Origin of the sequence: Citricoccus sp. NPDC055426 (assembly GCF_040677445.1) — a bacterium.
GTDB lineage: Bacteria > Actinomycetota > Actinomycetes > Actinomycetales > Micrococcaceae > Citricoccus.
On the sequence record NZ_JBFARZ010000001.1, the window covers coordinates 88,443 to 113,397 of the forward strand.

Genomic DNA, 24,955 nt, shown 5'->3' on the forward strand with positions numbered 1-24,955 from the left:
TAACCGCGAGAAGTGGGCCGGATTCGACCGCCAGTGGTGCCGGCGGGTCACTACCGGATGTGGATGATGAAATCCGGCGGCAGGGGGATGTCGTCCCGGCTCGGGGACCGTTCCTGATCGGGGATGAAGGGTGCCGGGCGGAAGATGGTCCCGAAGCGCTGCTTGGCAGATCGACGGCGAGGCTTGCCGGGGTCATGGGAGTGCTCACTCACGTGCTGTCACCCCCTCTCCAGATGCGAGGGGGTCCGGAGGGGGACACCGGGAGGACCACCGGGAGGTCGACGGTCAGGATGGAGGGTTCAGGGGTGTGACGGATGACGGACATGGCTGGGTGCTCCCTGGCTCGGGATGCCTCAGCGATGGGTCAGCGGCTGGAGTGGGAAGTCCACCGGACCACCGAGGTGGTCTGGCTGACGGTCCTTCTTGTCAGTGCCCCGGAGGAAAGTCCGGGTGGCGGCTGCTCAGCTGCGTGCGTTCAGCGCGGAGGCGGGGATGGACGGATTGATGGCAGCGATCCCTGGATAGGCCAGGTGGACGCCGGACGCGGCGGTGCCGCCGTTCGCGAAGTCATGCTGGATAGTCATCAATTTCCCCACCTCCTTCAGATGAGTCAGTCCGCCGATGAGGGGCGGAAAAGCCGACAAGGAAGCGCGCCAAGTTCCCAGAGGATCTCGGGCACCCGAAGAGACTATCAGGACCGTGTGACCCGTAACACCCCTACTGGCGGGTAGTTAAAAACTGGCGGTCGATGGGTGGCCCGAAACCCGGACTTCCCGGGGATTTCGGTCACCCATCGACCGCCAGTTGCGGAGGGAGGGGAGCCTCAGCGCTCGATCTCTCCGCGGATGAAGGCCTCCACGAGCTCGTGGGCCACGTCGTCGTGGTGCTGCACCGGCGGGGACTTCATGAAGTAGCTGGAGGCCGAGAGGATCGGACCGCCGACACCACGGTCCAGGGCGATCTTGGCGGCCCGGACGGCGTCGATGATCACGCCGGCGGAGTTCGGGGAGTCCCACACCTCGAGCTTGTACTCCAGGGACACGGGGGCGTCGCCGAAGTTGCGGCCCTCGAGGCGGACGAAGGCCCACTTGCGGTCATCCAGCCAGGAGACGTAGTCCGAGGGGCCGATGTGCACGTCGTCCTCGCCCAGTTGCGCGGAGGTGTTCGAGGTGACGGCCTGGGTCTTGGAGATCTTCTTGGACTCGAGGCGCTCGCGCTCGAGCATGTTCTTGAAGTCCATGTTGCCGCCCACGTTCAGCTGGTAGGTGCGGTCCAGGGTGACCCCGCGGTCCTCGAACAGCTTGGCCATGACGCGGTGGGTGATGGTGGCGCCGATCTGGGACTTGATGTCATCGCCCACGATCGGCACGCCGGCCGCGGTGAACTTCTCCGCCCAGGCCGGGGTCCCCGCGATGAAGACGGGCAGCGCGTTGACGAAGCCGACCTTCGCGTCGATGCTGGCCTGCGCATAGAACTTCGCGGCCTCCTCGGAGCCCACGGGCAGGTAGCAGACGAGGACATCCGCGCGGGTGTCCTTCAGGACCTGGACCACGTCCACCGGTTCCGCGTCCGACTCCTCGATGGTCTCGCGGTAGTACTTGCCGAGGCCGTCCAGGGTGGGCCCGCGCTGCACGCTCACGCCGGTGGCCGGGACATCGGCGATCTTGATGGTGTTGTTCTCCGAGGCGTTCAGGGCCTCGGAGAGATCCACGCCGACCTTCTTCGCGTCCACGTCGAAGGCGGCCACGAACTCGAGGTCCGAGACGTGGTAGTCGCCGAACTGGACGTGCATCAGGCCGGGGACCTGCTCGTCCGCGGAGGCATTGCGGTAGTACTCCACCCCCTGGATGAGGGAGGTGGCGCAGTTGCCCACGCCCGCAATGGCCACACGAATCGGGTTCTTCGACACCGGTACTCCTTGTTGTCCTGATGGTCCTGGGGCCGCACGCCGGGCGCGGCGGACCTCGGTCCCGATCACTCGGGACGAGAATGCTGATGGGTGCCGAGGACCCGAACGGGCACGGCACAACCCCGTCTACTTTACGCCGGATGACACGGGCAGACGGCATCCGTGTCCAACGACCGCTGCCCGGCCGATATTCCCTGCAGCTGGCGGGCCCCGCCCGGTGCCCCTCCTAGGATGGACCCCATGAGCCTGCGCACCCCGGGGAACACCACCAGGCCCGACGCCGGCTCCCCCCTTCCAGCGTCCGTCCCGTCCCGCACGGACGGGCTCGCGCGCCGGATGCGCGGGATGCTCGGCGGCCCGGCCGGCCGGCACACGCTTTCCGGGCGGATGGCAGGGACCTTCTGGACGCCGATGCGCGTGCTGATCGCGGTGACGACCCTCTCGGCCGTGGTCGCGGTGCTCTTGAAGTCCCCGTGCCGGCTGGGCGGCTGGGGGCAGCCCGCCGTCTACTACGGCGGGTGCTATTCGGATTGGGCGGCACTCTACGGCGGACGCGGGTTCGCGGAGGACCCCTTCGCCCCGTTCGCCGCGGGTGCGAGCTTCGAATACCCGGTGCTGATGTCCGTGGTCGCCTCGATCGCTGCGGTGATCTCCCAGACGTTGCCGTTCTCGGACCTGAACCCCTCGCTGGCCTACTGGGACGTGAACTTCGTCTTCACCGCGGTGCTGTGGATCATCACGGTGGTGGTCACCGCCAGGTCCGCCGGGCGCCGGCCCTGGGATGCGCTCATGGTGGCCGTGGCCCCGGGCATCATCCTGGCCGGATCCGTGAACTGGGATCTCTGGGCCGTGGGACTGCTCGCGGTGGGGATGTGGCTCTTCGGCGGACGCAAGCCTCTGCTGGCCGGCATCCTCTTCGGCCTCGGGGCCGCGATGAAGCTCTACCCGCTGCTGATCCTGGGGGCGCTGTTCATCCTGGCCGTGCGCTCGCTGCGGTGGTCCCCGTTCCTCTGGGCGACCCTCGGCACGGTGGGGGCGTGGCTGGCGGTCAACCTGCCGATGATGATCGCCAACCCTGCGGCGTGGGGCGTGTTCTTCACCTTCTCCGGTGAACGCGGCCCGGGCCTGTCCTCCGTCTGGCACGCCTGGAACGTGACCCTGGAGAAGATCGGCGGTCCCACCGTGGCGGCCGAGCAGCTGTCCGTGCTGGCCTACGGCGCCTTCTTCCTGTGCTGCTGCGCCATCTTCGCCCTCGGGGTCACGTGCCGGTATCGGCCCCGGGTGGCGCACCTGGCGTTCCTGATCGTGGCGGCGTTCGTGCTGTGCAACAAGGTGTACTCGCCCCAGTTCGTCATCTGGCTCGTGCCGCTGGCCGCACTCGCCGTGCCCCGCTGGCGGGACTTCCTGATCTGGCAGTTCTTCGAGGTCCTGCACTTCTGGGCCATCTGGATGTACCTGGCCAAGGGCGCCTCCGGTTCCGAGGTCCAGCACTCCATGGACGACACCTTCTACGTGCTGGCGGTCCTGGGTCACATGGCGGCCACGGTGTACCTGATGGCCCGCGTGGTGGAGCAGATGCTGCATCCCGCACAGGACCAGGTGCGGGCGTCCCTGCCGGGTGGCCGGATCTGGCGGGACGCCCAGACCGGTCAGGGAACGGTGCGGGCGGCCGCCCGGCTGGAGGCCCTGGGGTTCGACCCGGCCGAGGCGCGGAGGCTGCCGGTGGACGACCCGCTGGGCGGGGCCTACGACGACGCCCCGGACCGCGCCCCCTGGCTGCTCCGGGCCCACGGCGAGGCCCGGCACACCCCGGGTCATCCCGCCGGACGGCCCCCAGTACGGTAGGAGCCATGACCGCTCTGACCCCCCACCTGCAGGACCTGTCCGACTTCGTGCTGGCCAGCCCCTCGAGTTACCACGCCGCCCACGAGGTCGCCCGCCGGCTGGAGGCCGTGGGCTACGTCCGCCTCGACGAGCAGCAGGACTTCCCCGCGGAACCCGGCGGGTACGTGCTGGTGCGGGACGGCGCCGTGATGGCGTGGAAGATTCCCGACGCCGGCCGGCCGGCTGGGCGGTCCGGCCCGGCTCCGGTGTTCCGCATCCTCGGGGCCCACACCGATTCGCCGACCTTCAAGCTCAAGCCGAGACCATCGACCTCCCGGGAGGGCTGGTTGCAGGCCGGCGTGGAGGTCTACGGCGGCCCGCTGCTGAACTCCTGGCTGGACCGGGACCTCTGCTTCGCCGGCCGCATGGTCTCCGTGGACGGCCGGGAGCACCTCGTCCGGACCGGGCCGATCGCCCGCTTCCCGCAGCTGGCCATCCACCTGGACCGCGAGGTCAACAACGGGCTGACCCTGGACCGGCAACGGCACCTGAACCCGATCTGGGGGGTGGAGCCGGCGGTCGACGGAAACGTGGGAACCGGTGGAACCGCCGGCCGGGAGGCGGACTCGTCCACCGACCTGCTTGCCGTGCTGGCGCGCACCGCGGGCCTGGACGCGGACGCGGTGGCGGGATTCGACGTCGTGATGGCCGATACCCAGGCCCCCGGGCTGTTCGGGGCCGCCGGGGAGCTCTTCGCCTCCGGCCGGCTGGACAACCTCTCCTCCGTGCACGCGGGGCTCGTGGCGATGGCAGCCCTGTCCCCCGAAAGTCGAGGTGGGGGGATGGTGGTCGCGGACGGCGTGGCCGGGGAGTCGGCCGGGGCGCCCGTGATCCCCGTGTTGGCGGCCTTCGACCACGAGGAGCTCGGCTCCGCCTCCCGCTCCGGCGCGGCCGGACCGGTGCTGGAGGACGTGCTGCGCCGGGTCCTGGAGGCGCTGGGCGTCCAGGGACAGGGCGCGGCCCGCTCCTTCGCCGGATCGTGGTTGCTCTCCGCCGATGCCGGGCACCTGGTCCACCCGAACTACGCCGAACGCCACGACCCGGTGAACCACCCGCGGCCCAACGGCGGGCCGCTGCTGAAGATCAACGCCAACCAGCGGTACTCCACGGATGCCGCCGGGGCCGCCGCCTTCGCCCGTTGGTGCGGGGTGGCCGGGGTGCCGTTCCAGGAGTTCGTCTCCCACAACGGGGTGCCCTGCGGATCCACGATCGGGCCGATCTCCGCCACCCGGCTGGGTATCCGCACGGTGGACGTGGGCATCGGACTGCTGTCGATGCATTCCGCCCGCGAGATGTGCGGCGCCGAGGACCCGGAGCGGCTGACGGCGGCCGTGGGCGCGTTCTACGCCGGCGTCTGACGGGCCGTGCTGTGCACCCGTCCGTCACTGCACAGCCGCCCGTGGCCGGCGGGTCGTCCACCGCGGCCCCGGGCGTCGCTGGCACCGCACCGCGGGGCGGCTCAGACTGGGGATGTGGCCCGCGCTTTCGGTTCGCGGCGGTAGCGGGGACAGGGTAAGATGGCCAAGGTTTTCTGCGTGCCGTCCCATGACGGACCCCGCGCAGGGACCATCGCACAGAACCTCCTGTTACGGAAGTACCGTGACCGTCAGCCCAAAGGAGGTGGGTTCGCATGCGTGCATATGAACTGATGGTGCTGGTTGATCCCGATGTGGATGAGCGCACCGTTGAACCGACCCTGCAGAAGTACCTGGAGGTCGTCACCAAGGACGGCGGCTCCGTGGACAAGTTCGATCTCTGGGGCCGGCGTCGCCTGTCCTACGAGATCCAGAAGAAGGCTGAGGCCATCTACGCGGTCATCAACTTCACCAGCTCCCCGGAGACCTCCAAGGAACTGGACCGACTGCTGGGTCTGAACGAGACCATCCTCCGCACCAAGATCACCCGCCCGGAAGAGCAGAAGATCTCCGCGGAGCCCGCAGAGTAATGACCGGGTCGGCACCCCTGAGGTAGCCGCACCCACGCCGATATCACCGCCGAACAGCACTGACTCAAGGCTCTACAGGAGGCACCATGGCCGGAGAAACCGTCATCACCGTTGTTGGAAACCTGACGTCTGACCCGGAGCTGCGGTTCACCCCATCGGGTGCAGCCGTGGCCAACTTCACCATCGCCTCCACGCCGCGGACGTTCGACCGCCAGGCCAACGAGTGGAAGGACGGGGAGACCCTGTTCCTCCGCGCGTCGATCTGGCGCGAGGCGGCCGAGAACGTGGCCGAATCGCTGACCAAGGGTGCCCGCGTGGTGGCCCAGGGACGGCTCAAGGCCCGCAGCTACGAGACCCGAGAGGGCGAGAAGCGGACGAGCTACGAGCTGGACGTCGATGAGGTCGGCCCCTCGCTGCGCTACGCCACCGCGAAGGTCACCAAGTCCAACCGCTCCGGCGGGGGCGGCTTCGGTGGCAACTCGGGTGGCGGCGGCTTCGGCGGCGGTCAGCAGGGTGGCGGCTTCAACCAGGGTGGCGGCGGCCAGGGCGGCGGAAACGCTGGCTGGGGCGCCGGAGGCGGCGGTCAGCAGAACGATCCGTGGGGTGGTTCCTCCACCTCCGCCGGTTCCTGGGACACCCCGGGGAACAACGAACCGCCGTTCTGATCCCGCGCCTCCGATCCGTCACCGGATCGGAGCCGTCACTGAAACATCCGGGGCTGGTGTCACGCCAGTCCCACCCCCGGCCCCCGGAGTCTTCCGGCTCCACGGTCCGGATGCCGTGTGGGAACCGTTTCCCGCGCGGCTCGCAGGTGGCTCGCCACCCGCGATCCCATCCCGCAGAACCGTTCTGCGGGCTCCCGAATAACGAAGGAGCACCACGATGGCGAAGGCTGAAATCCGTAAGCCCAAACCAAAGTCCAACCCCCTGAAGGCCGCTGACATCACCGTCATCGACTACAAGGATGTTGCACTGCTGCGCAAGTTCATCTCCGACCGCGGCAAGATCCGTGCCCGTCGCGTGACCGGCGTGACCGTGCAGGAGCAGCGCAAGATCGCCCAGGCCATCAAGAACGCCCGTGAGGTTGCCCTGCTGCCTTACTCCGGCGCTGGCCGCGGCTGATCGCCCGAGTCGAGGAAGGAACAGATACCAGATGGCAAAGCTCATTCTGACCCAGGAAGTAACTGGCCTGGGCTCCGCCGGTGACGTCGTCGACGTCAAGAACGGCTACGCCCGCAACTACCTGCTGCCGCGCGGTTTCGCCACCATGTGGACCAAGGGCGGGGAGAAGCAGATCGAGTCGATCAAGGCTGCTCGCCAGACCCGCGCCGTGAAGTCCCTCGAGGAGGCCCAGGCCCTGGCTGCGAAGCTCCAGGCGTCCCCGGTCAAGCTCGAGGTCACCGCCGGTGAAGGCGGCCGTCTGTTCGGCGCCGTCAAGGCCGCCGACGTGGCCGGCGCCGTGGAGGCTGCCGGTCTCGGCAGCATCGACAAGCGCGTGGTGACCCTGCCGACCGCCATCAAGGCGACCGGCCGGTTCCAGGCCCATGCCCGCCTGCAGGAGGATGTCCTGGCCGTGATCGACCTGGACGTCGTCGCCGCCAAGGCCGCCAAGAAGTAAGGCCACTGCTGAGGCGGCGATCTCGTCCGCCCCGGTACTGTCAGCGAAGGCCGGCCGTTTCCCCGCGGGGAAGCGGCCGGCCTTCTGCTGTCCGGCCAGCCTGGGCTGCCGGGCCCCTCAGCGGTCCGGGGCCGGAGGCCGGTGGAGCTCCTGGGTCACGAAGCGGTACCCCGTCCGCATGAGCTCCTCGAGGACGTCCACGTCCACATCCGCGAGCTTGTTGACGTAGAGGCAGCCCTTGCCCATCCGGTGCTTGCCGAGGCGTTCCAGGAGCTGGGCGGCCTCTGGCTGCATGGTCAGCCCGTACAGGGAGAGACTGGCCTTGCGGGGTGAGAAGCCGACCGCGAGGGCATCGCCGCTGTGACCGGAGTCGTACTCGTAGTGGTATGCGCCGTACCCCACCATGCTCGGCCCCCACATCCGCGGCTCCTGATCCGTCACGCGCCGGAACATCTCATCCAGGGCCGCGGCATCGGTCCGCCGGACGGGATGCTCCACCTGGGCGATGAACTTGTCCACGGGGGTCTCGGTGGGCTTCGTCTTGTTCTCGTAGCCGGTCATGCCCCTATCATCCCAGTCCCTCTGCCTGGAGGGAATGTGAAACCGCCGTGGGGTGAACGGGGGATGAACCCCACACGGACGTGACTGGTGTGACAGGCGGTGGGCCCGTCCGGTGTGCCGGGTGCCGGAATGAGCGCGGGTGTGGCATACAACCACCGGTACAAAGGCTGTGGACAACGTGTGGATAACTCTGAAAACCCACGGGGCCGCCTTGCACAGAACCGGCGGGCGGTGATACATACCCCGGAGTAATCCCCAAGGAAATTCTTTTCTATCCACAGCTCGAGAGTGCCAAAATCCCTTGTCATCCGGCATATCTGTGGGTATCTCCGGAGTAATCCCCGGAGTTGTCCCCACGCTGTGCACACAACACGCCGGTGAATCCACACCTTATCCACAAGGGCTGTGGAACACGCGGTTGAGGCGCGTCCTGCCGACGAGTAGTGTCACGTGGTATCCCCTTCAGGCGAAGCCGGGTATTGGCCGTGGATCCACGGCGCACATCCGGCGCAGCACGTCTGCGGAATCCGCCGTCTCAGCTAGGACTGATGCGGCGGATTCCACTTGGGGATGTCGCACCGCGAGGAGTTGCCGGGCCGTCCGGTTACGGGAGAGGGAATCAAGTACTTGGCACCACAGGATTTTGATTCCACCGACGGCGCCGGTGGCTCGCGGGCCGGCCTGCTTCCACCGCAGGACCTCGTAGCCGAGCAGTCCGTGCTCGGCGGCATGATGCTCTCCAAGGATGCCATCGCGGACGTGGTGGAGCTGCTGCGCGGCAATGACTTCTACAAGCCCGCCCACGAGATGGTCTACGAGGCGATCATCGACCTCTACGGCCGCGGCGAGCCCGCTGACGCCGTCACCGTGGCCGACCTGCTGAACAAGCGGCAGGAACTCTCCCGCATCGGCGGCCCCGCCGTCCTGCACGAGCTGGTCCAATCCGTTCCGACGGCCGCCAACGCCGGCTTCTACGCGGAGATCGTCCGGGAGAAAGGCGTGTTGCGCCGCCTCGTGACGGCCGGGACCAAGATCGTCCAGATGGGCTACGGCCAGGACGGCGAGGTCGAGGAGATCGTCAACGAGGCCCAGGCCGAGATCTACAAGGTCGCCGAGACCCGCCAGTCCGAGGACTACGTGCCCCTGTCCGGGATCCTCGAGCACACGGTGGACGAGATCGAGGCCGCAGGCTCCCAGGGCGAGGGGATGACCGGCGTGCCCACGGGCTTCTACGAGTTCGACGAGCTCACCCAGGGGCTGCACGGTGGCCAGATGATCGTCATCGCGGCCCGTCCGGCCGTGGGCAAGTCCACCCTGGCGCTGGACTTCGCCCGGGCCGCCGCCATCAAGAACAACATGACCTCCGTGTTCTTCTCCCTCGAGATGGGCAAGAACGAGATCGCCATGCGCCTGCTCTCGGCCGAGGCCACGATCGCCCTGCAGGACCTGCGCAAGGGCACCATCCGGGACGAGCAGTGGTCCAAGATCGCCGCGACGGTGGGCCGCCTCAACGACTCCCCGTTCTTCATCGACGATTCCCCCAACATGTCCATGATGGAAATCCGCGCCAAGTGCCGCCGGCTCAAGCAGAAGCACGACCTCAAGCTGGTGATCCTGGACTACCTGCAGCTGATGAGTTCCGGCAAGAAGGTCGAGTCCCGCCAGCAGGAGGTCGCCGAGTTCTCCCGCGCCCTGAAGCTGCTCGCCAAGGAGCTCGAGGTCCCCGTCATCGCACTGTCCCAGTTGAACCGTGGCTCCGAGCAGCGCACGGACAAGAAGCCCCAGGTCTCCGACCTGCGCGAGTCCGGCTCGATCGAGCAGGACGCGGACATGGTCATCCTGCTGCACCGCGAGGACATCTACGACAAGGAGTCCCCGCGCGCCGGTGAGGCCGACCTGATCGTGGCCAAGCACCGTAACGGCCCCACCAAGACCATCGTGCTCGGCTTCCAGGGTCACTACTCCCGGTTCTCCAACATGGCGCCCGACGCCGGCGGCTTCTGACGGGCCCCAGGGTGACCGCCCTGCCGGCCCCCAGGGCGGCTTCGCCGGTGGACGGTGTGGACGGTGCGGGCGGTGTGATCGAGGCCGTGACCGGTCTCTGGGAGCGGGCCACCGCCATCCACGCGCCCCTCGACCTGCCGCTGGTCCTGGCCCTGGCCGGAGCCGCGCTCCTGCTGGCCTGGACGCCGTGGGGCTACCGGGTGATCCGCCACCTGGTGACGCTGGTCCACGAGGCCGGGCACGCCCTCATGGCCGTGATCGCCGGGCGCCGGCTCACCGGCATCCGGCTGCACTCGGACACCTCCGGGGTGACCCTCTCGAGGGGCCGGCCGCGAGGCCCCGGCATGGTCCTGACGCTGGCCGCCGGCTACCCCGCACCGGCTCTGGCGGGCCTGGCGGGCGCCTGGCTCGTGGGCGCAGGCTATGCCGCGGGCGGTCTGTGGCTGCTGGTCCTCACCTGTGCCCTCATGCTGTTGCTGGTGCGCAACCTCTATGGGCTGTGGGTGGTCCTGGTGACCGGGGTGGCCGTGGGTGTGCTGTCCTGGGCCGCACCTCCGGTGGTGATCCAGTCCGCGGCCTACCTCGTGGTCTTCTCGCTGCTGCTGGCCGCCCCGCGCTCGGTGGTCGAGATGCAAAGGGCACGACGCCGGCCCCGGCACCCGCGCGGCAGCGGCCGGTGGGGCGGTGCCCCGGCCAGTGACGCCGACCAGCTGGCGGGGCTGACCCACCTGCCCGCGGGCCTGTGGACCGGGGTGTTCTGGCTGGTCTGCCTGGCCTGCCTCGGGGCGGGCGGATGGATCCTGTGGCCCTGAGAATCCCCGCTAGCCTCGGGTGCATGGAATTCCGCGCCGCCCCAGCCACTGCAACGAGCCCGACGAGCCCCACGACCCCGACCGTCGCCGTCCGTTCGGCCCGCGTGGGCGAGGCCGCCGCCCTGGCCGGACTGGCCGCGGCCACCTTCCCCGATGCCTGCCCGCCGGAGATGCCGCCGGCGGACATCGAGGACTTCATCGCCGAGCACCTCTCCGTGCGAGCCTTCGCCGGCTACCTGGCGGATCCGCGGTTCCTCGTCCTGGTGGCGGAGCCGGTTGATGCCGCAGGCCCGGACGCCCCGTTGTTGGGCTACACCCTGCTGGACCTGTCCCCCGTGGAGGAGCCCCCAACGGACTGGGGCACCGCGAACGCGTACCTCAGCAAGATGTACGTGCGGGACACCGCCCGGGGCACCGGGGCCGCCTCGGCGCTGATGCGCGCCACCCTGGACGCAGCCCGGCGGCGAGGCCACCGCCGGGTGTGGCTGGGCGTGAACCAGGCCAACACCCGGGCCGGCGCCTTCTACGGGAAGCTGGGGTTCGAGGTGGTGGGAGAACGGACCTTCGCCGTGGGCGGGGCCACGGGCACGGACCACCTGCGCGCGGTCGAACTCTGACCCCCTCGTGGGTGGTCAGGACACGCCGATAACGAGCCCCTCGTCCCCGGCGTGTCCGGACCACTCACGGCCGGCAGGTCAGCCGTCGGTCACCGAGAAGCGGGTCACCCGGCCGTCGTGGAAGGTCGCCGCGACCCTGGCGCGGATCCGGGGGTCCCGGACGGACCGCACGGTCCAGCTCACCTGGTCCCTGCAGACCCGTTTGCGGGCCGTCTCCACGCGGAGTCCGTGGTCCTCCAGGAAGTCGTGGATGCGCTGGGGGTCGTTGGTGGGCTCCAGCGGGGCCAGGGGATGGGTGCTGACCACGGTGGTGTCCGGATCGAACCGCTCCACGAGGGGCCACAGGTCCTCGTCGTCCCAGGCCTGCTCGAATCGGATGGCGTCCACCATCCGCTGGGCCTGGACCTCTCCCAGCTGCATGAGCTCCCGGATGAACTCGGGATCCCGGTTGAGCTTGCTGGTGTAGCCCCACTGGCTGGTGGACTCGGTCCGGTTCATCTCCAGGATGCGCACGGTGGTGTGCCTCACGGAATCCGACCGGATGGTGCCGTCCGCCAGCCAGTCCGAGACCTGTTCCATGAACCCCAGCTCCTGATACAGGGACAGGTTGCCGGCCAGCTCGTTGCGGCGCGTGGTGATGTCCCCGATCAGGGTGGGCTCGTCCTCGATCTGCGAGGGATTGATCTGGATGACCCAGATCTCGTCCGGTTCGGCCTCCCGCAGGGCCCCGACCGGTGGGTTCTGGGAGAAGAGCCCGTCCCAGTAGACGTCCCCGTCCACCCGCACGGAGCGGAACAGGCTGGGGATGGCGGCCGAGGCCAGGATCGCGTCGGTGGAGATCTGCCCGTCCCGGCTGTCGAAGGTGCGGAAGCGGCCGTTCAGCACGTCGACCGCGCCCATCAGCAGCAGGGGCGGGTCCACGGAGGCGGTGGCGCGTTCCTGGGCTGCCCGCAGGTCCACCGTCTGGTCCACCAGGCGCGCCAGATGGTTCGACGCCCAGGTGGCACCGGAGTTCAAGTAGGGGCTCACGGCCGGCACCGCCACCGTCTCGGCCACCCGGCTGCCCCAGAGGATCATGGCGTTGAGCATCTGGTCCGGCCAGGTCTGCGCGCTGTTGGCCTCCCAGAAGGAGCGCAACAGGCCCGCAGCCTGATCGGGCGTGCGCTCCAGCAGGGTGGTCCACGCGATGGCGGCGCAGATGGCACCACCCGAGGTGCCGCTCAGGCCCACGATCCGGTGGTCTTCCAGGACCTCCGGGGTCAACAGCCGGGACAGGGCCCCGGCCGTGAAGGCCGTATGGCTGCCACCCCCCTGGCAGGCGATGGCGACACGACGTTTCTCGGAGGGCACGTCACCGATGCTAGGGCATCCCCGGTCAGCTCCACAGGCCGCGGACCGACGGTGGCGGGCGCATGACTGGTGGCTCCCCGCCGATGGCCCCTGCCGCCGGAGCCCTCGCGGCACCTAGCATGCGGTCCATGAGAATCGTGGTGCTCGGTGCCTCTGGAACCCTCGGAACACTCCTCGTGGACATGCTGCGTGCGGACGGGCACGAGGTGCTGGCCGCCAGTCGCTCCACCGGTGTGGACGCCTTCACAGGACGCGGCCTGCAGGAGGCGTTCGCCGGTGCGGACGCCGTGATCGACTCCCTCAACCAGGTCAGCCTCAGTGCCGCGAAGTCCATCGGGTTCTTCACCACCACGGCGGGGAACATCTGCGCGGAGGCCCGCCGGGCCGGCGTCGGGCGTCTGGTGTGCGTGTCCATCGCCGGGGCCGCGGACGGCGAGGTCAACAAGGCCTACGGGTACTACCAGGGCAAGGCCGCGCAGGAGCACGCGTACCGATCCTCCGGCCTGCCGGTGACCGTCATCCACTCCACCCAGTGGTTCGAGCTGGTGCCGATGATCCTGCAGATGACCACGCTGGGGCCGGTGGCCCTGATGCCGACCATGAGGATGGCGCCGGTCGCGGCCCAGTCCGTGGCGCGTCTGGTGGCCCAGGAGGCCGTGCGGCCGGCCGAGGTCCAGGCGGAGGGGCCCGACGCCGGCCGGGAACCCCCGGTGCGCACCGTCGCCATCCGTGGGCCCGAGACCGCGACGGGGGCCGAGGTGGCTCGGAGAATGGTCGAGGTGCTGGGTTCGGCCGGAGGCAAGGCCCCGCGGCGGATCCTCGAGGCGCCCCTCTTCGGCCGGGCGATGGCCGGTGGCGGGCTGATCCCGGAGCCGGCGATCGTGGACGGCGTGACCCTGGACGAGTGGATGGAGCGGCAGCGTTCAGCGCCGTACGGCTCGGGGGACTCGGAGGCTGCAGTGACGCCGGCCCTGGACCCGAGTGCCGAGGGCGTGCACACGGACGAGGTGCTGGACGCCTACGACTATGTGATTGTGGGGGCCGGCATGGCCGCGGCGAAGGCGATCGAGGGCATCCGCGCCGAGGATCCGATCGGCAGCATCGGGGTGTTCGGCACGGACACCGCCGCACCGGTCTACCGCCCGGACCTGTCCAAGACCCTGTGGGTGGACCCGGAGGCGTCCCTGGAGGGATCGCTCATGATCTCCGGCGCCGCCGGCTCGGACTCCGCCCCGGACGCCGGCACGCAGGTCCATCTCGGCACCACGGTGGCGTCCCTGGCCCCGGACGAGCGCTCGATCACCCTGGCCGGCGGCCGGTCCGTGCGGTACGGGAAGCTGCTGCTGGCCACGGGCGCTGAGCCGCGGACCGCAGGCCTGGAGCCCGGGGACCGGGTGATCTACTACCGGACCGTGGCCGACTACCGACGGTTGCGGGCGCTCGCGGTGCCCGGGGCCCACGTGGTGGTGGTCGGCGGCGGATACATCGGCTCCGAGGTCGCGGCCGTGCTGACCCAGAACCGTGTCCGGGTGACACTCGTGGCCACCGGCGAGCCGCTGTTGGCCCAGATGTTCCCCGAGTCACTGGCCCGGACCCTCACGCGCCGGTTCCGGGATCGTGGCGTGGAGATCGTCGTCGGGCGCCTGGCCGGCGGGTCGGAGGGGGCTGAGGGGGTCACGGTCCGCCTCGAGGACGGGACCGAGATCGCGGCGGACGCGGCCGTCGTCGGGGTGGGGGTTCAGCCCCGCACGGAACTGGCCAGGGCCGCCGGGCTGGCCGTGGACGGAGGCGTCCTGGTGGACGACCGTCTGCGCACCGGGGCCCACAGCATCTACGCGGCCGGGGATGTGGCCCGGTACCCGGACCGGCTCCTGGGGATCCGCCGGGTGGAGCACGCCTCCGCCGCGGAGACCATGGGCAAGGTAGCCGGACGCAACATGGCCGGGGCCGACAAGCCCTACCGGACCACCCCCTTCTTCTGGTCCGACCTGTTCGACTACGGCTACGAGGCCGTGGGAGAGGTGGACACCCGCCACACCACGGTGGAGGACTGGGCCGCGGGCGCGGACGGGGATCCGGACCACTCCACCGGCGTGGTCTACTACCTCAACGCCTTAGGGTCGGTGCGCGGGGTGCTGCTGTGGAACGTCTGGGACTCGGTGAAGCAGGCCCGCGAGCTGATCGCCCGCACCGCGGACGAGCCGGTGGCCGATCCGGGGTCGCTGCGGGGGACGATCCCGCTGGGGTGACGCGGAGGAACGGGGCTGGCCACGGGCCGGTGCCCGGCGGGAGGATGGGGGCATGAGTGACACGAAGCCAGACCCGAAGAAGACCCTCACCTCCGCCGAGATCGCCGAGGCCGGACTGGACGGCTGGACCGAGGACGGCGGCACGCTGACCGCCACGTTCGCCACGAAGTCCTTCGCCACCGGACTGGAGCTCGTCAACCTCATCGGCGCCTCCGCCGAGGACAACAACCACCACCCGGACCTGCTCCTGACCTACCCTTCCGTGCAGGTCACCTGGTCCAGCCACGACGTCGGCGGCATCACCAGCCGGGACGTGCGCCTGGCGCGGGCCACCAGCGGGCACGCTGAGGCGCTGGGGGTCTCCGCAGGCGGGTAGGGCATCCCACCCCGGTCGGCGAGCCCGCCTCCGAGGACGGGACCCTACTCCTCCGCCGCCGTTGGGACGTCCTGTAGCGGGGTGCGCCACCACTCGGGGGAGACGATGGGGAAGCGGCGGCCGGTGACCTCGGTCGGGACGATGCGGACGAACTTGCCCTTCTCCCCGCCCTGCCAGGGGAACAGGGGCAGGCGCACGGTGTCCATGAGGCCGGCGGTGTCCGTGATCTGCTCCGCCCGGCCCTTGACCACCACGCTCCACGCGGTGCCGGACTCGGCATCCGGGCCGTCGGTCTCCAGGGCCACGGCTGAGCCCCCCAGGGCCGCTGAGACCTTGGTGCCCTCGGCGGTGCGGAACACCAGGGCCCCGTGGTCCACCGCGAAGTTCACGGGGAAGATCTCCGGGTGGTCCTCCACCCACACCGCCAGGCGGCCGATCTCGGCGCGACGCAGCAACTCCCAGCACTGCGCCTCGCTGAGCGTCTCGACCTGCGCGTCGGCGCCCTCGGCACCTTCCATCCCTCGCTCCGTCACGTGGTCCTCCTCGGTGGGGTCGGTGTCATCAGCCGGCGCCGGGGATGCCCCGGGCCCGGCATCGCCCGGCGGTCACCGGACACCATCAACTGTGGTGGGACGGCGACCGCCGGGCAAGGGACGGTCGGCTGGCTCAGTGTGACCTTGGGCGCAGCGGGGCTGTCAGCTCAGCGGGCCATCACCTCCGTCCCCGATGCCGGTAGTCGACCTTCACCACGGCGCCGTTGCCCTCATGGTCGAAGACGCCGGTGGTCGCGTACACCGTGTTCCCGTGGACCTCCACGTCCCCGGGGGAGTCGGCGGTGAAGAGCGTGGTGGCCTTCCGGGACCCCTGAGGGATGACCGAGACCTTGCCGCCGAACATCTCCGCGGCGAACACGGTGCCGTTCGAGGCCACGGCCACGCCGGTGGCACCGTGCAGACCGGAGGCCACGGTGCGGATCTTCCCGCGTTTCGGGTCGACCTTGTAGACGTGGCTCAGCGGGATCGACTCACCGGCCACCCCGGCCAGCGTGGTGACGTAGAGCTGACCGTCCCGGCCCATCTCCACGTCCGTGGGCACGGGCTCACCCACGAAGGTCTTGCCGAGCAGGCAGTCGGGCGCCGTGGTGCCCGCCGGCAGCTGCGGCATCCCGGCCAGCGCCGCGTTGAGGGCACCCATCAGCTCCGGGCCGGCGGTGACCTTCACGGGCGGCAGCACGGCCACCGTGGAGATCTTCCCGGACCTCGGTGACACCTTCAGCAGGGCATTGGCCCCGGCGTCGGCCACATAGGTGGCGTGCCGGGTGACGTCCAGCTGGTAGGCGTGGGAGAAGTCCTCTCCGGGGGCCTCGCTGACCATGCGCTGGCCGAGCTGGGCCTCCAGGGCCGCCAGATCGCTGGCGCACTGGCCCCTGAGCCCCACGAAGCCGTACTTCACCTTCCCGTCCGGGTTGGTGCTGGCCTCGTGGGCGAGGAAGTCCCGGCTGACCACGGAGCGCTTGCCCTTCGAGGACGTCTTGACGATGTGGCTGAACCCGGCCACGTAGTCGGTCTCGATGTGGAACGTGGACCCCTTGGAGTAGTCCACGCCGGCGATCTCGTTGGAGGGTCCCTGGGGGCCGGGCTCCCCCGGGGGCATCTGGGCCACCGTGGAGACCCTGCCCCGCCGGTCGATTGTGGACAGGTTACCCAGGAAGCTCTGGGTGACGAACAGCTCATGGTGGTCCCCGAACGCCAGGGCCAGGGGGCCGGCGAGCCCCTCGGCGACCGTGGCGGGGGCGGGTGGCGCGGGTGAACGGTGGGCGTGGGCAGGCGCGGCAATCAGGGTGGCCGACAGGGCCAGACAGCTGGCGGCCGCGAGGGCGGACGCGCGCAGGGGGTTCTTGGGCATGGTGGACTCCGGTGGAGACGGACGTACATGGCACGGCGGAAGGGTCAGGCTCGGTGCTGGCCAGGGAACAGCGACGGCACCGGTGCCTGTGGCTGGGGCGCGGGCCGCGGCCTCAAGGCGGCGGCCGGAGTGGGAATGGCAGGACAGTAGACCCGCAGTGCCCACCGTGTCCACGGCTGGCGTTCTGATTGACTGGACCTATGCGAGCCTTCGGATTCACAGAGTACGGCGGACCTGAGGTCACCCGGCTGATCCCCGTGGAGGACCCCGTCCCCGCGGCCGGCCAGATCCTCATCCGGCTCCGGGCCTCCGGGGTCAATCCGGCGGACATCAAGGTCCGCTCGGGGCTGCGGCAGGGCCGGATTCCGGTGCGGTTCCCCATGGCCATGGGCCGCGAGGCGGCCGGTGAGGTGCTCGACGTCGGCCCGGGCGTCACCGGGTTCGCCGCCGGCGACGAGGTGTTCGGCTCGACGGTCACCGGGACCGGATCGATGGCCGAGCTGGTCCTGCTGGAGGCCGCGGCCACGGCCCACCGGCCGCCCGTGGTCCCCGCGGGGCAGGCGGCCTCGATCCCCGTCTCGGTGGCCACGGCCTACGACGGCCTGGACGAGCTGGAGTTGGCCGAGGGCTCCACGCTGCTGGTCCTCGGGGCGGGCGGGGGTGTGGGCACGGCGGCCTGCGGCCTGGCCCGACTGCGCGGGCTACGGGTCCTGGGCGTGGCCTCGGAGTCAAAGCGGCCGGCCGTGGAGGGCCTCGGAGCCGTGCACGTGCCCAAGGGCGAGGGCTGGACGGACCGGGTGCGGGCGCTCGCCCCCGAGGGAGTGGACGGCGTGATCGACGCGGTGGGCGGGGACGTCCTGCGTGAATCCACCGGACTGCTGCGTGCACCCGAGAGCGCCGGCGGCGGGGTGCTGCCGGTGCGCAGCGTGGCCGACTTCGGCCTCGTCTCGGAGCTCGGGGGCCAGCGGATCGACCGGCGCCGCACAACGGAGGTCTTCGCCCGGGTGGCGGGGCTGGTGGCCGCCGGGCACTTCACCCCCGTGGTCTCCGCCGCCTGGCCGCTGGCCGAGGCCGGGAAGGCCGTGGCCGCCGTCGAGCATCACAGCCCGGTGGGCAACGTGGTGGTGACGGGCTGAACCCTGACATCTCCCCGGGTTTCTGGATACGGTGGCCACGGTAGCGGAATCAGCTGCCCCCCGACGTCTGTAGGAGGAACACCATGCCCCGTCCGATCGTCAGCCAGGCCAGCACCTCATGGGACGGAGACCTGTTCACCGGCTCCGGTTCCACCACCCTGAAGACCTCCGGCTCCGGCACCTTCGACGTCAACTGGAAGGCCCGCGCCGAGGAGGCCGGTTCCACCACGAACCCGGAGGAGCTGCTCGCCGCGGCCCATGCCACCTGCTTCACCATGCAGTTCTCCAACATGCTCAAGGAGAACGGCACCGCCCCCACCCACCTGGACACCACCGCGGACGTCACGTTCGAGGCCGGGGTGGGGATCTCGAAGATCCTTCTGGTCGTCAAGGGCCAGGTCGAGGGGATCTCCACGGAGGACTTCGTGAAGATCGCCAGCGACGCCAAGGAGCAGTGCCCCGTGTCCCAGGCGCTCGCCGGGGTCAAGGACGTCAGCGTGGACGCCACCCTGGCCTGAGGTCCCCTCGGTGACGGGCCTGATCGAACGGGTGGGCGCGGAGATGCGCGCCGCCGTGCAGGACATGCAGTTCCCCGGGCTGGTCTGGTCCCTGACCACCGGGGACGACGCCGGCCGGCAGGTGGCGCTTCAGGCCCCCGGTGGGGTGCCGGAAGACGCGCTGATCCGCATCGCCTCGGTCACGAAGCCGATCGCCGCCGCGGCGACCCTCGCACTGGCCGAGGAGCGGGTTCTGGCTCTGGACGACCCGGTGGAGCGGTTCGTGCCGGCGTGGGCCGGGCGCCGCGTGCTGGCCGCCCGGAACGGCCCGCTCACCGAGACGGTGCCTGCGATCCGCCCGACCACGGTGCGTGACCTGCTGGCCATGGGCTTCGGGCTCGGCTACGACCTGGGCGCCCCGGAGTCGGACGCCCTCACCGCCGCCACCGCGGAGGCCGGACTGTACTCTGGCTGGCAGGTCCCCGGCCTGGACCCGGGCACCTGGGCCGAGCGGGCGGCAGGACTGCCGATGGCCCACCAACCCGAGCAGGGATGGCTCTACCAGTCCTCGTTCGACGCGCTCACCGTGGTGCTGCAGGCGGCCACCGGCCAGGGCTTCGAGGCGATCCTGCGCGAGCGGATCCTGGGCCCGCTGGGCATGGAGGAGACCGGGTACACCGTGCCTGAGGGGCAGCTGGACCGGGTGCCCCGGCACGGCTTCCCGGACGCCGGCGGCGGGCCGGCGGAGATCCTGCCGGCCGGCGACCGCTCCCTGCTGGAGCCTCCCGACTTCCCCTCGGCCGCCACGGGCCTGGTCTCCACCGCGGCCGACCTGATGCGCTTCGCCACGATGCTCCTGGATGGCGGGAGGGGCCCAGACGGGCCGGTGCTGTCCGAGGACTCCGTGCGGGCGATGGCCACGGACACCACCACCGAGGCCGCCCGCCAGATGGGCCGGGGCTTCCTGCCCGAGGGCCACGGTTGGGGCCTCGGCGTCGGCATCGACCGCCGGGGCCGGTTCGGTTGGGACGGCGGGACCGGCTCGAGCCTCTGGGTGGACCCGGCCGCCGGCGTGGCCGGGGTGCTGCTGACCACCGAGGGGATGGCGTCTCCCGAGCCGCCCCAGTACCTGCAGCGCTTCTGGCGGGCGGTGCGGCACCGGCCCGCCTGAGTCTGCCCGGATCCGCGTGGCCTACAGTGGATCAGTGCGAATAGAGGCAGAGCAGGCATCACCGGGGCGATCTCTTCTGTGGCGGTGGGTGCGGTTCCTGGTGGGCGTGTGCCTGATCGCGCTGGGAGTGGCCCTGAGCATCCGCGCCGGACTGGGTGCCACGCCGATCTCCACCATCCCCACCGTGCAGGCCGAGGTCACCCCCATCACGGTCGGCACGTTCCTGATGGGCATGAACGTGTTCTTCGTGGTGCTCCAGGTCCTGCTGCTCCGACGCCGGTTCCCGCCCTTCCAGCTCATCCAGGTCCCCATCGCCGTGGTCTTCGGCCTGATGTGCGACGTCGCGCTCTGGGCCACCCGCTGGATCACCCCGGAACACTACGCCGAACAGGTGTGGTGGACGGTCGCCAGTGTCCTGGTGATCGCGGTGGGCGTCTACATCGAGGTGGCGGCCCGGGTCGCCTACCTGCCCGGGGACGGCATCGTCTTCACCCTGCATCAGGTGACCCGGATCCGCTTCGGCACCGTGAAGCAGCTCTTCGACTGGTCCCTGGTGGTCCTGGCCGTCGTGCTGTCCTACCTCCTGCTCGGGGAGCTGTTCGGCGTCCGGGAGGGGACGGCCCTCTCGGCGCTCGGCGTGGGCGCCGTGGTCAAGGTCATCGAGCGGATGCACTCGAGGTGGTTGATCCGGCGGCGCAACGCCTGACGTCCGGTGCAGCGGAGTTCAGCCGCGCTCAGGCGAACAGCCCCGCCACCAGCTCATCCGAGCGCCGCTGGCCGGCGAGATCGCTCATGCCGCCGGTCACCATCACCTCGTCGGCGCCCGTGAACGCCACCAGCGCCTCCACCTGACGGCGCACGTGCTCCGGGGTGCCGTGGATGCCGGAGGCGAGGTGCTCCGCGACCCGCTGCCGGTCGCGCTCGGTGACGGAGCCGCCGTCGTGCTGGGCCTTGATCTCCGCCGCCGGCATCAGGGGCCGGAACTCGCCCGCGACCCGCGACTGCGCCAGCGCCCAGGCCTCCGGCAGGACCAGGTCCCGGGCAGCCTCGGGCGTGTCCGCCGCCGCGAGCGTGGCCGAGACGATCACATACGGTGCGGGGAACCACCGCGAGGGCCGGAAGTCGCGGCGGTAGCGCGCCAGCCCCTCGTGCCCGGCCAGCGGCGCCTCCGGGGTCCCGCGCCGGAAGAGGGACGGCCCACCCACGACGACGGCCAGCCCGGCGTCCGCGGCCCACCTCAGCCCCTGCCCGGTCGCCAGCACGAACACCGGGGTGGCGCCGTGGTCCCGCGGGCGGGCGGTGAACGGCGCGGAGCCACCCAGGAACCCGAGGAGCTCGGCCAGGTCCTCCGGGAACTGCTGCGCCGCGTCCTTGTCCCGGCGCAGGGCCCGACGCACGGCCGGGGTGAACCCGACCGAGCGGCCCAGGCCGAGGTCGACCCGCCCGGGGAACAGGGCCTGGAGCGTGGCGGCCTGCTCGGCGACGACCAGCGGCTGGTGGTTGGGCAGCATCACCCCGCCCGAACCCACCCGCAGGCGTTCCGTGGCCGCCGCGATCGCGGTCATCAGCAGCGTCGGCGCGGAGCCGGCGATGCCCGGCACGCCGTGGTGCTCGGCCACCCAGAGGCGCCGGTACCCCAGGGCCTCCACACGCCGGGCCCGGGCGATGACCCCGTGGAGGACCGCGGACTCCGTGACCCCGGACAGGGAGTTGGCGCGGTCGAGGAGGGACACCGGGAGGCCGGAGAGGGAGTGCGAGGTCATACCCTGCCCAACGAGAACCGGACCGGGAATATTGCCGGGCCGCGAAAGACCGCCGGCCGACCGCGAGACCTGCCGGCCGGCGTCGGGCCCTTGTTACCGTGCGCGCATGGCCGTCATCTACGAAACCGCCGCCACGCTCAACGGCTTCCTCGCCACCCGGGACGACTCCCTGGACTGGCTGTTCGAGATCCCCGGCGAGCAACCGGACCTCAAGCCCTTAATGGAATCCGCGACCGCCCTGGTCATGGGATCCACCACCTATGAGTGGCTGCTGGACATGGAGGACCTGCGGACCCACCCGGAGAAGTGGCAGGACAGCGTGGGCACCCAGCCCGTCTTCGTGTTCTCCAGTCGCGCCCTGCCCGTGCTGGAGGGTGCGGACGTGCGGATCCTGGCCGGTGACGTCGGCCGGCACCTCCCCGAGATCCGCGCGGCTGCCGGGGAGGGGGACATCTGGATGATGGGCGGGGGCGGGCTCGCCGCCCAGTTCCTGGCCGCCGGGGCACTCGACCGGATCGTCCTCACGCTGGCCCCGGTCACCCTCGCCGCGGGAAAGCCCCTGTTCTCCGGGGACGTGACCTGGGACCGCCTGCGGCTGCGCTCCGCCGAGAAGATCGGCGAATGGGCCCGGCTTGTCTACGACGTGACCCCGCTGTCGGCAGTGTCGGCCTGAAGACCCCTTGCCTCACGCATTACCCCCTTCTGTTGCAATAGTGTGTGGCGCACAGTATTGTATGAGGTGTGAACGATGAACTCGCCTCCAGCCTCGCGACCCACCGGCAGGAACTGCGACGCGGCACCCTCGTGGTCGCCGCGCTGCTGGCCTGCCGGACCCCGCGCTACGGCTACGCGCTGCTGGAATACCTCGGGACGGTGGGCCTGGACGCGGAGGCCAACACGCTCTACCCGCTGCTGCGCCGGCTCGAGGGCCAAGGGCTGCTGCGGGCCGAGTGGAACACGGACGAACCCCGTCCTCGCAAGTACTACAGCCTCACCGAGGACGGTGCCGGGATGGCGGACGAGCTTCGGAACGAATGGACACGACTGACGGCCAGCATGGCCGCACTCTGGAAGGAAACCCCCTGATGGCCACCCTGACCCGTCGTTACATCGACCAGGTCGTCGCCCACGTGCCCGACGGCCAGCGCGAGGACCTCTCCCGGGAACTCCTCACCCTCACCTCGGACATGCTGGACGAACGGCTGGCCGGCGGGGCCGAGGAGGGTGCCGCCGAGCGGGAGGTGCTCGAGGAACTCGGGGACCCCGCCCGCCTGGCCGCACGATATCGCGAGGCGCCGAACTACCTGATCGGCCCGGAGGTCTTCCCGCTCTACACCCGGCTGCTGCGTTGGGTACTGGTCCTGGTCCTGCTGGTCTCGCTGCTGGCCAACGTCATCGTCTACTCCGCCACGGTGCCCGAGGGTCACCTTGGCGGGCTGATCGGCCAGGCCGTCAGCGAGGCCGTCGTCGCCCTCTTCATCGCCTTCGGCGCCGTCACCGGGTTCTTCGCCGTCTTCGAGCGCGTGGTCCCCTCGGCGGATCGGGGCCGTGCCGGCCGCAGCGCCGAGCGCCGGTGGAGCGTGGAGGACCTGGATCTGGAGGTGGTCAACGCCCGGGACGCCCGATCCGAGGCGATCTCCAGCCTGGTCTTCCTCGGGATCGTGGCACTGCTGCCCCTGGTGCCCACCACCTTCCTCTACGTGGGTCACCTCAACGGCGGCGGCTCCTTCGTCAACCCCGCCCTGTGGGACTTCTGGCTGCCGGCCTACTACGCGCTGATCCTCCTGGCCGCCGCCCTGGCCGTGTGGACCCTGTTCAGGGGCCGCATGACCCGGTGGCAGGTGGTGGCGCGCGCGGCGCTGGACGTGGTGGCGGCCGTGTTCTTCACCGTGCTGGTGCTGACCCAGGAGGTGCTGGACCCCGCCATCGACTCCGGGATCCTGCAGACCTCCGGCGGGGCGGACTGGGTGGACGTGCTCTACGTGGCGGTGATCTGGATCGTGGCCCTCTGGGACCTGTACATCTGCGTCAGGTACTGGCGGACGCTGCGGTCCCAGGACCCCTTGGTCACGGCGTGATAACATGACGCCTCGACCGGGTGAGCGGATGGGCGGCGGCGTGGGCCATCGTGGGGCTGATGGGGCAGGTGTGACACACAGGAGCTGCACAGCTCGGCATAAGGTTGCGGTTTCATAACAAACCTGTACCTTTTAATAACGGTCCGATAACCCCCGCGATGCCGGGAGGGCGGCCACCGGCCCCGTGGGGACGGTGCGGTCTGACCCGCCGGCATCGGGGACCGCCGTGTGCTCACCGACGTCTATCAAGGTATGAACCGATGAACTTCTCCACCCGCCGTGACCGCCTAGCCGCCGAGCGGCAGGCCCGCCGCTCCCACGCCCGCCGACGCCTGGCCGTGGGCACCCTCGGGGTGACCACCGCCTTCGGCGCCGTGCTCGCCGGTGTGGCCCCGGCCTCCGCGAACGACGGCTCGCAGCCGGCCGCCAGCTACCAAGACTGGAGCTATCAGGGCGATTCGACGGGCTCGGCCTCCTCCGGGTCCTCCTCCGCCTCCTCGTCCGGCTACGCCACGGACTACTCCACCGCCTCGACCGGTTCCGCCAGTGAGGGGGCCACCTACCAGCTGGCCTCGTACACCTCGGCGTCCGGCTCCTACGGTGCGGCCGCCGACTGGGCCGTGGCCACGGCCAACGACCCCTCGGTCGGCTACGCCTACGGCGGCAACGGCCCCTCCGCGTACGACTGCTCCGGCTTCACCCAGAACGCCTTCGCCCAGGCCGGCGTGGACCTCCCCCGGACCTCCGGCGCGCAGTTCTCCGGCGCCAACCAGTACGTGGGGCTGGACGAGCTGCAGGTCGGTGACCTGGTGTTCTGGTCCAACAACGGCGCGGCCTCCGGCATCTACCACGTGGCCGTGTACGTGGGTGACGGCAAGATCGCCCACGCCCGCAACTACACCGAGGGCGTCTCCGTCACCGACGTGGACTACAGCCCCTGGAACATGTTGGGCACCGCCGCGCGGTACTGATGTGGTGCTGAGGGGCACTGACACGACCCCGTCTGTGACCCACCTTCGTTTTGAGGGCAGTTCGTGGGGGTGCGCCCCCGGCGCAACCCGCACGAACTGCCCTCACAAC

The 24,955-nt window shown here is 70.4% G+C and carries 27 protein-coding genes; 19 read left to right on the top strand and 8 right to left on the bottom strand.

What is annotated here, in order from left to right; all coding sequences use genetic code 11:
* Positions 1–50 precede the first annotated feature (50 nt).
* From AB0K08_RS00400 to AB0K08_RS00410, 3 genes are all read right to left on the bottom strand, one after another.
* Entirely contained in the window at positions 51–212 is a 162-nt protein-coding gene (locus tag AB0K08_RS00400; protein WP_363350520.1) for a hypothetical protein, read from the bottom strand.
* 249 nt (positions 213–461) lie between these two features.
* Positions 462–584: a hypothetical protein gene (locus tag AB0K08_RS00405; protein ID WP_363350522.1), complete on the bottom strand. Its 123-nt coding sequence runs from the start codon at positions 582–584 to the stop codon at positions 462–464.
* A gap of 239 nt (positions 585–823) precedes the next feature.
* Positions 824–1,909: an inositol-3-phosphate synthase gene (locus tag AB0K08_RS00410; RefSeq protein ID WP_363350524.1), complete on the bottom strand. Its 1,086-nt coding sequence runs from the start codon at positions 1,907–1,909 to the stop codon at positions 824–826.
* A gap of 240 nt (positions 1,910–2,149) precedes the next feature.
* On the opposite strand from AB0K08_RS00410, the gene AB0K08_RS00415 reads away from it, so the two are divergent.
* The 6 genes from AB0K08_RS00415 to rplI all read left to right on the top strand — a co-directional run bounded on the left by AB0K08_RS00415 (position 2,150) and on the right by rplI (position 7,356).
* Positions 2,150–3,754 (top strand): glycosyltransferase 87 family protein, encoded by a 1,605-nt coding sequence (locus tag AB0K08_RS00415; RefSeq protein WP_363350526.1) that lies wholly within the window; start codon positions 2,150–2,152, stop codon positions 3,752–3,754.
* A 5-nt stretch (positions 3,755–3,759) separates the two neighbouring features.
* Positions 3,760–5,151, top strand: a complete 1,392-nt coding sequence (locus tag AB0K08_RS00420; protein ID WP_363350528.1) for a M18 family aminopeptidase — start codon at positions 3,760–3,762, stop codon at positions 5,149–5,151.
* A 272-nt stretch (positions 5,152–5,423) separates the two neighbouring features.
* A complete protein-coding gene (gene rpsF / locus AB0K08_RS00425; RefSeq protein ID WP_363350530.1) occupies positions 5,424–5,738 on the top strand; it encodes a 30S ribosomal protein S6 in 315 nt (104 codons plus the stop codon).
* Positions 5,739–5,824: 86 nt separating this feature from the next.
* Complete coding sequence (locus AB0K08_RS00430; protein WP_363350532.1) at positions 5,825–6,403, top strand: single-stranded DNA-binding protein; 579 nt, start codon at positions 5,825–5,827, stop codon at positions 6,401–6,403.
* A 217-nt stretch (positions 6,404–6,620) separates the two neighbouring features.
* Positions 6,621–6,860 (top strand): 30S ribosomal protein S18, encoded by a 240-nt coding sequence (rpsR, locus tag AB0K08_RS00435; RefSeq protein WP_010144869.1) that lies wholly within the window; start codon positions 6,621–6,623, stop codon positions 6,858–6,860.
* Between the two features lie 31 nt (positions 6,861–6,891).
* The gene (gene rplI / locus AB0K08_RS00440; RefSeq protein WP_363350535.1) at positions 6,892–7,356 is read left to right on the top strand and encodes a 50S ribosomal protein L9; all 465 of its coding nucleotides are present in this window, start codon (positions 6,892–6,894) and stop codon (positions 7,354–7,356) included.
* 117 nt (positions 7,357–7,473) lie between these two features.
* Here the strand turns inward: rplI and AB0K08_RS00445 are convergent, their stop codons facing one another.
* Positions 7,474–7,917 carry a DUF1801 domain-containing protein gene (locus AB0K08_RS00445; protein WP_363350537.1) on the bottom strand — a complete coding sequence of 148 codons (444 nt, stop codon included), beginning with the start codon at positions 7,915–7,917 and terminating at the stop codon, positions 7,474–7,476.
* 627 nt (positions 7,918–8,544) lie between these two features.
* On the opposite strand from AB0K08_RS00445, the gene dnaB reads away from it, so the two are divergent.
* The 3 genes from dnaB (at position 8,545) to AB0K08_RS00460 (ending at position 11,350) form a co-directional block, all read left to right on the top strand.
* Complete coding sequence (gene dnaB / locus AB0K08_RS00450; RefSeq protein WP_363350539.1) at positions 8,545–9,921, top strand: replicative DNA helicase; 1,377 nt, start codon at positions 8,545–8,547, stop codon at positions 9,919–9,921.
* Between the two features lie 86 nt (positions 9,922–10,007).
* Positions 10,008–10,733, top strand: a complete 726-nt coding sequence (locus tag AB0K08_RS00455) for a M50 family metallopeptidase (protein WP_363350541.1) — start codon at positions 10,008–10,010, stop codon at positions 10,731–10,733.
* A gap of 23 nt (positions 10,734–10,756) precedes the next feature.
* The gene (locus tag AB0K08_RS00460; protein WP_363350543.1) at positions 10,757–11,350 is read left to right on the top strand and encodes a GNAT family N-acetyltransferase; all 594 of its coding nucleotides are present in this window, start codon (positions 10,757–10,759) and stop codon (positions 11,348–11,350) included.
* Positions 11,351–11,428: 78 nt separating this feature from the next.
* Here AB0K08_RS00460 and AB0K08_RS00465 read toward each other — a convergent pair whose 3' ends face one another.
* Positions 11,429–12,700, bottom strand: coding sequence for a patatin-like phospholipase family protein (locus AB0K08_RS00465; RefSeq protein WP_363350546.1), 1,272 nt, complete (start codon positions 12,698–12,700; stop codon positions 11,429–11,431).
* 128 nt (positions 12,701–12,828) lie between these two features.
* Between AB0K08_RS00465 and AB0K08_RS00470 the strand changes: the two genes are divergently transcribed.
* Positions 12,829–14,949 (top strand): FAD-dependent oxidoreductase, encoded by a 2,121-nt coding sequence (locus AB0K08_RS00470; RefSeq protein WP_363350548.1) that lies wholly within the window; start codon positions 12,829–12,831, stop codon positions 14,947–14,949.
* 52 nt (positions 14,950–15,001) lie between these two features.
* Positions 15,002–15,325, top strand: a complete 324-nt coding sequence (locus tag AB0K08_RS00475; RefSeq protein WP_363350550.1) for a 4a-hydroxytetrahydrobiopterin dehydratase — start codon at positions 15,002–15,004, stop codon at positions 15,323–15,325.
* Between the two features lie 44 nt (positions 15,326–15,369).
* Here AB0K08_RS00475 and AB0K08_RS00480 read toward each other — a convergent pair whose 3' ends face one another.
* Complete coding sequence (locus AB0K08_RS00480; protein WP_363350552.1) at positions 15,370–15,858, bottom strand: pyridoxamine 5'-phosphate oxidase family protein; 489 nt, start codon at positions 15,856–15,858, stop codon at positions 15,370–15,372.
* Between the two features lie 178 nt (positions 15,859–16,036).
* The gene (locus AB0K08_RS00485) at positions 16,037–17,230 is read right to left on the bottom strand and encodes a ScyD/ScyE family protein (protein WP_363350554.1); all 1,194 of its coding nucleotides are present in this window, start codon (positions 17,228–17,230) and stop codon (positions 16,037–16,039) included.
* Between the two features lie 200 nt (positions 17,231–17,430).
* Between AB0K08_RS00485 and AB0K08_RS00490 the strand changes: the two genes are divergently transcribed.
* The 4 genes from AB0K08_RS00490 (at position 17,431) to AB0K08_RS00505 (ending at position 20,740) form a co-directional block, all read left to right on the top strand.
* Entirely contained in the window at positions 17,431–18,366 is a 936-nt protein-coding gene (locus tag AB0K08_RS00490) for an NADP-dependent oxidoreductase (protein WP_363350556.1), read from the top strand.
* An 83-nt stretch (positions 18,367–18,449) separates the two neighbouring features.
* Positions 18,450–18,884 (top strand): OsmC family peroxiredoxin, encoded by a 435-nt coding sequence (locus tag AB0K08_RS00495; RefSeq protein WP_363350558.1) that lies wholly within the window; start codon positions 18,450–18,452, stop codon positions 18,882–18,884.
* 10 nt (positions 18,885–18,894) lie between these two features.
* Positions 18,895–20,034 carry a serine hydrolase domain-containing protein gene (locus tag AB0K08_RS00500; RefSeq protein WP_363350561.1) on the top strand — a complete coding sequence of 380 codons (1,140 nt, stop codon included), beginning with the start codon at positions 18,895–18,897 and terminating at the stop codon, positions 20,032–20,034.
* 34 nt (positions 20,035–20,068) lie between these two features.
* The gene (locus AB0K08_RS00505; RefSeq protein WP_363350563.1) at positions 20,069–20,740 is read left to right on the top strand and encodes a DUF6198 family protein; all 672 of its coding nucleotides are present in this window, start codon (positions 20,069–20,071) and stop codon (positions 20,738–20,740) included.
* Positions 20,741–20,768: 28 nt separating this feature from the next.
* Here the strand turns inward: AB0K08_RS00505 and AB0K08_RS00510 are convergent, their stop codons facing one another.
* Positions 20,769–21,797, bottom strand: a complete 1,029-nt coding sequence (locus AB0K08_RS00510; protein ID WP_363350565.1) for an MsnO8 family LLM class oxidoreductase — start codon at positions 21,795–21,797, stop codon at positions 20,769–20,771.
* A 106-nt stretch (positions 21,798–21,903) separates the two neighbouring features.
* Here AB0K08_RS00510 and AB0K08_RS00515 point away from each other — a divergent pair, with 106 nt between their 5' ends.
* The 4 genes from AB0K08_RS00515 (at position 21,904) to AB0K08_RS00530 (ending at position 24,846) form a co-directional block, all read left to right on the top strand.
* Positions 21,904–22,470: a dihydrofolate reductase family protein gene (locus AB0K08_RS00515; protein ID WP_363350567.1), complete on the top strand. Its 567-nt coding sequence runs from the start codon at positions 21,904–21,906 to the stop codon at positions 22,468–22,470.
* Positions 22,471–22,538: 68 nt separating this feature from the next.
* On the top strand, positions 22,539–22,883 hold the full coding sequence (locus AB0K08_RS00520; RefSeq protein ID WP_363350569.1) for a PadR family transcriptional regulator: 345 nt from the start codon (positions 22,539–22,541) through the stop codon (positions 22,881–22,883).
* On the top strand, positions 22,883–23,875 hold the full coding sequence (locus AB0K08_RS00525) for a hypothetical protein (RefSeq protein WP_363350571.1): 993 nt from the start codon (positions 22,883–22,885) through the stop codon (positions 23,873–23,875). Before AB0K08_RS00520 ends, AB0K08_RS00525 begins: the two co-directional genes overlap by 1 nt.
* A gap of 260 nt (positions 23,876–24,135) precedes the next feature.
* Positions 24,136–24,846: a C40 family peptidase gene (locus tag AB0K08_RS00530; RefSeq protein ID WP_363350573.1), complete on the top strand. Its 711-nt coding sequence runs from the start codon at positions 24,136–24,138 to the stop codon at positions 24,844–24,846.
* The last annotated feature ends 109 nt before the right edge of the window (positions 24,847–24,955 follow it).

What these genes read in the sequence shown, in the direction of transcription:
- AB0K08_RS00405 (WP_363350522.1), bottom strand. Translation starts at nt 584, where the DNA reads ATGACTATCCAGCATGACTTCGCGAACGGCGGCACCGCCGCGTCCGGC.
- AB0K08_RS00415 (WP_363350526.1), top strand. Translation starts at nt 2,150, where the DNA reads ATGAGCCTGCGCACCCCGGGGAACACCACCAGGCCCGACGCCGGCTCC.
- AB0K08_RS00420 (WP_363350528.1), top strand. Translation starts at nt 3,760, where the DNA reads ATGACCGCTCTGACCCCCCACCTGCAGGACCTGTCCGACTTCGTGCTG.
- rpsF (WP_363350530.1), top strand. Translation starts at nt 5,424, where the DNA reads ATGCGTGCATATGAACTGATGGTGCTGGTTGATCCCGATGTGGATGAG.
- AB0K08_RS00430 (WP_363350532.1), top strand. Translation starts at nt 5,825, where the DNA reads ATGGCCGGAGAAACCGTCATCACCGTTGTTGGAAACCTGACGTCTGAC.
- rpsR (WP_010144869.1), top strand. Translation starts at nt 6,621, where the DNA reads ATGGCGAAGGCTGAAATCCGTAAGCCCAAACCAAAGTCCAACCCCCTG.
- rplI (WP_363350535.1), top strand. Translation starts at nt 6,892, where the DNA reads ATGGCAAAGCTCATTCTGACCCAGGAAGTAACTGGCCTGGGCTCCGCC.
- AB0K08_RS00445 (WP_363350537.1), bottom strand. Translation starts at nt 7,917, where the DNA reads ATGACCGGCTACGAGAACAAGACGAAGCCCACCGAGACCCCCGTGGAC.
- AB0K08_RS00460 (WP_363350543.1), top strand. Translation starts at nt 10,757, where the DNA reads ATGGAATTCCGCGCCGCCCCAGCCACTGCAACGAGCCCGACGAGCCCC.
- AB0K08_RS00470 (WP_363350548.1), top strand. Translation starts at nt 12,829, where the DNA reads ATGAGAATCGTGGTGCTCGGTGCCTCTGGAACCCTCGGAACACTCCTC.
- AB0K08_RS00475 (WP_363350550.1), top strand. Translation starts at nt 15,002, where the DNA reads ATGAGTGACACGAAGCCAGACCCGAAGAAGACCCTCACCTCCGCCGAG.
- AB0K08_RS00485 (WP_363350554.1), bottom strand. Translation starts at nt 17,230, where the DNA reads ATGCCCAAGAACCCCCTGCGCGCGTCCGCCCTCGCGGCCGCCAGCTGT.
- AB0K08_RS00490 (WP_363350556.1), top strand. Translation starts at nt 17,431, where the DNA reads ATGCGAGCCTTCGGATTCACAGAGTACGGCGGACCTGAGGTCACCCGG.
- AB0K08_RS00495 (WP_363350558.1), top strand. Translation starts at nt 18,450, where the DNA reads ATGCCCCGTCCGATCGTCAGCCAGGCCAGCACCTCATGGGACGGAGAC.
- AB0K08_RS00510 (WP_363350565.1), bottom strand. Translation starts at nt 21,797, where the DNA reads ATGACCTCGCACTCCCTCTCCGGCCTCCCGGTGTCCCTCCTCGACCGC.
- AB0K08_RS00515 (WP_363350567.1), top strand. Translation starts at nt 21,904, where the DNA reads ATGGCCGTCATCTACGAAACCGCCGCCACGCTCAACGGCTTCCTCGCC.
- AB0K08_RS00525 (WP_363350571.1), top strand. Translation starts at nt 22,883, where the DNA reads ATGGCCACCCTGACCCGTCGTTACATCGACCAGGTCGTCGCCCACGTG.
- AB0K08_RS00530 (WP_363350573.1), top strand. Translation starts at nt 24,136, where the DNA reads ATGAACTTCTCCACCCGCCGTGACCGCCTAGCCGCCGAGCGGCAGGCC.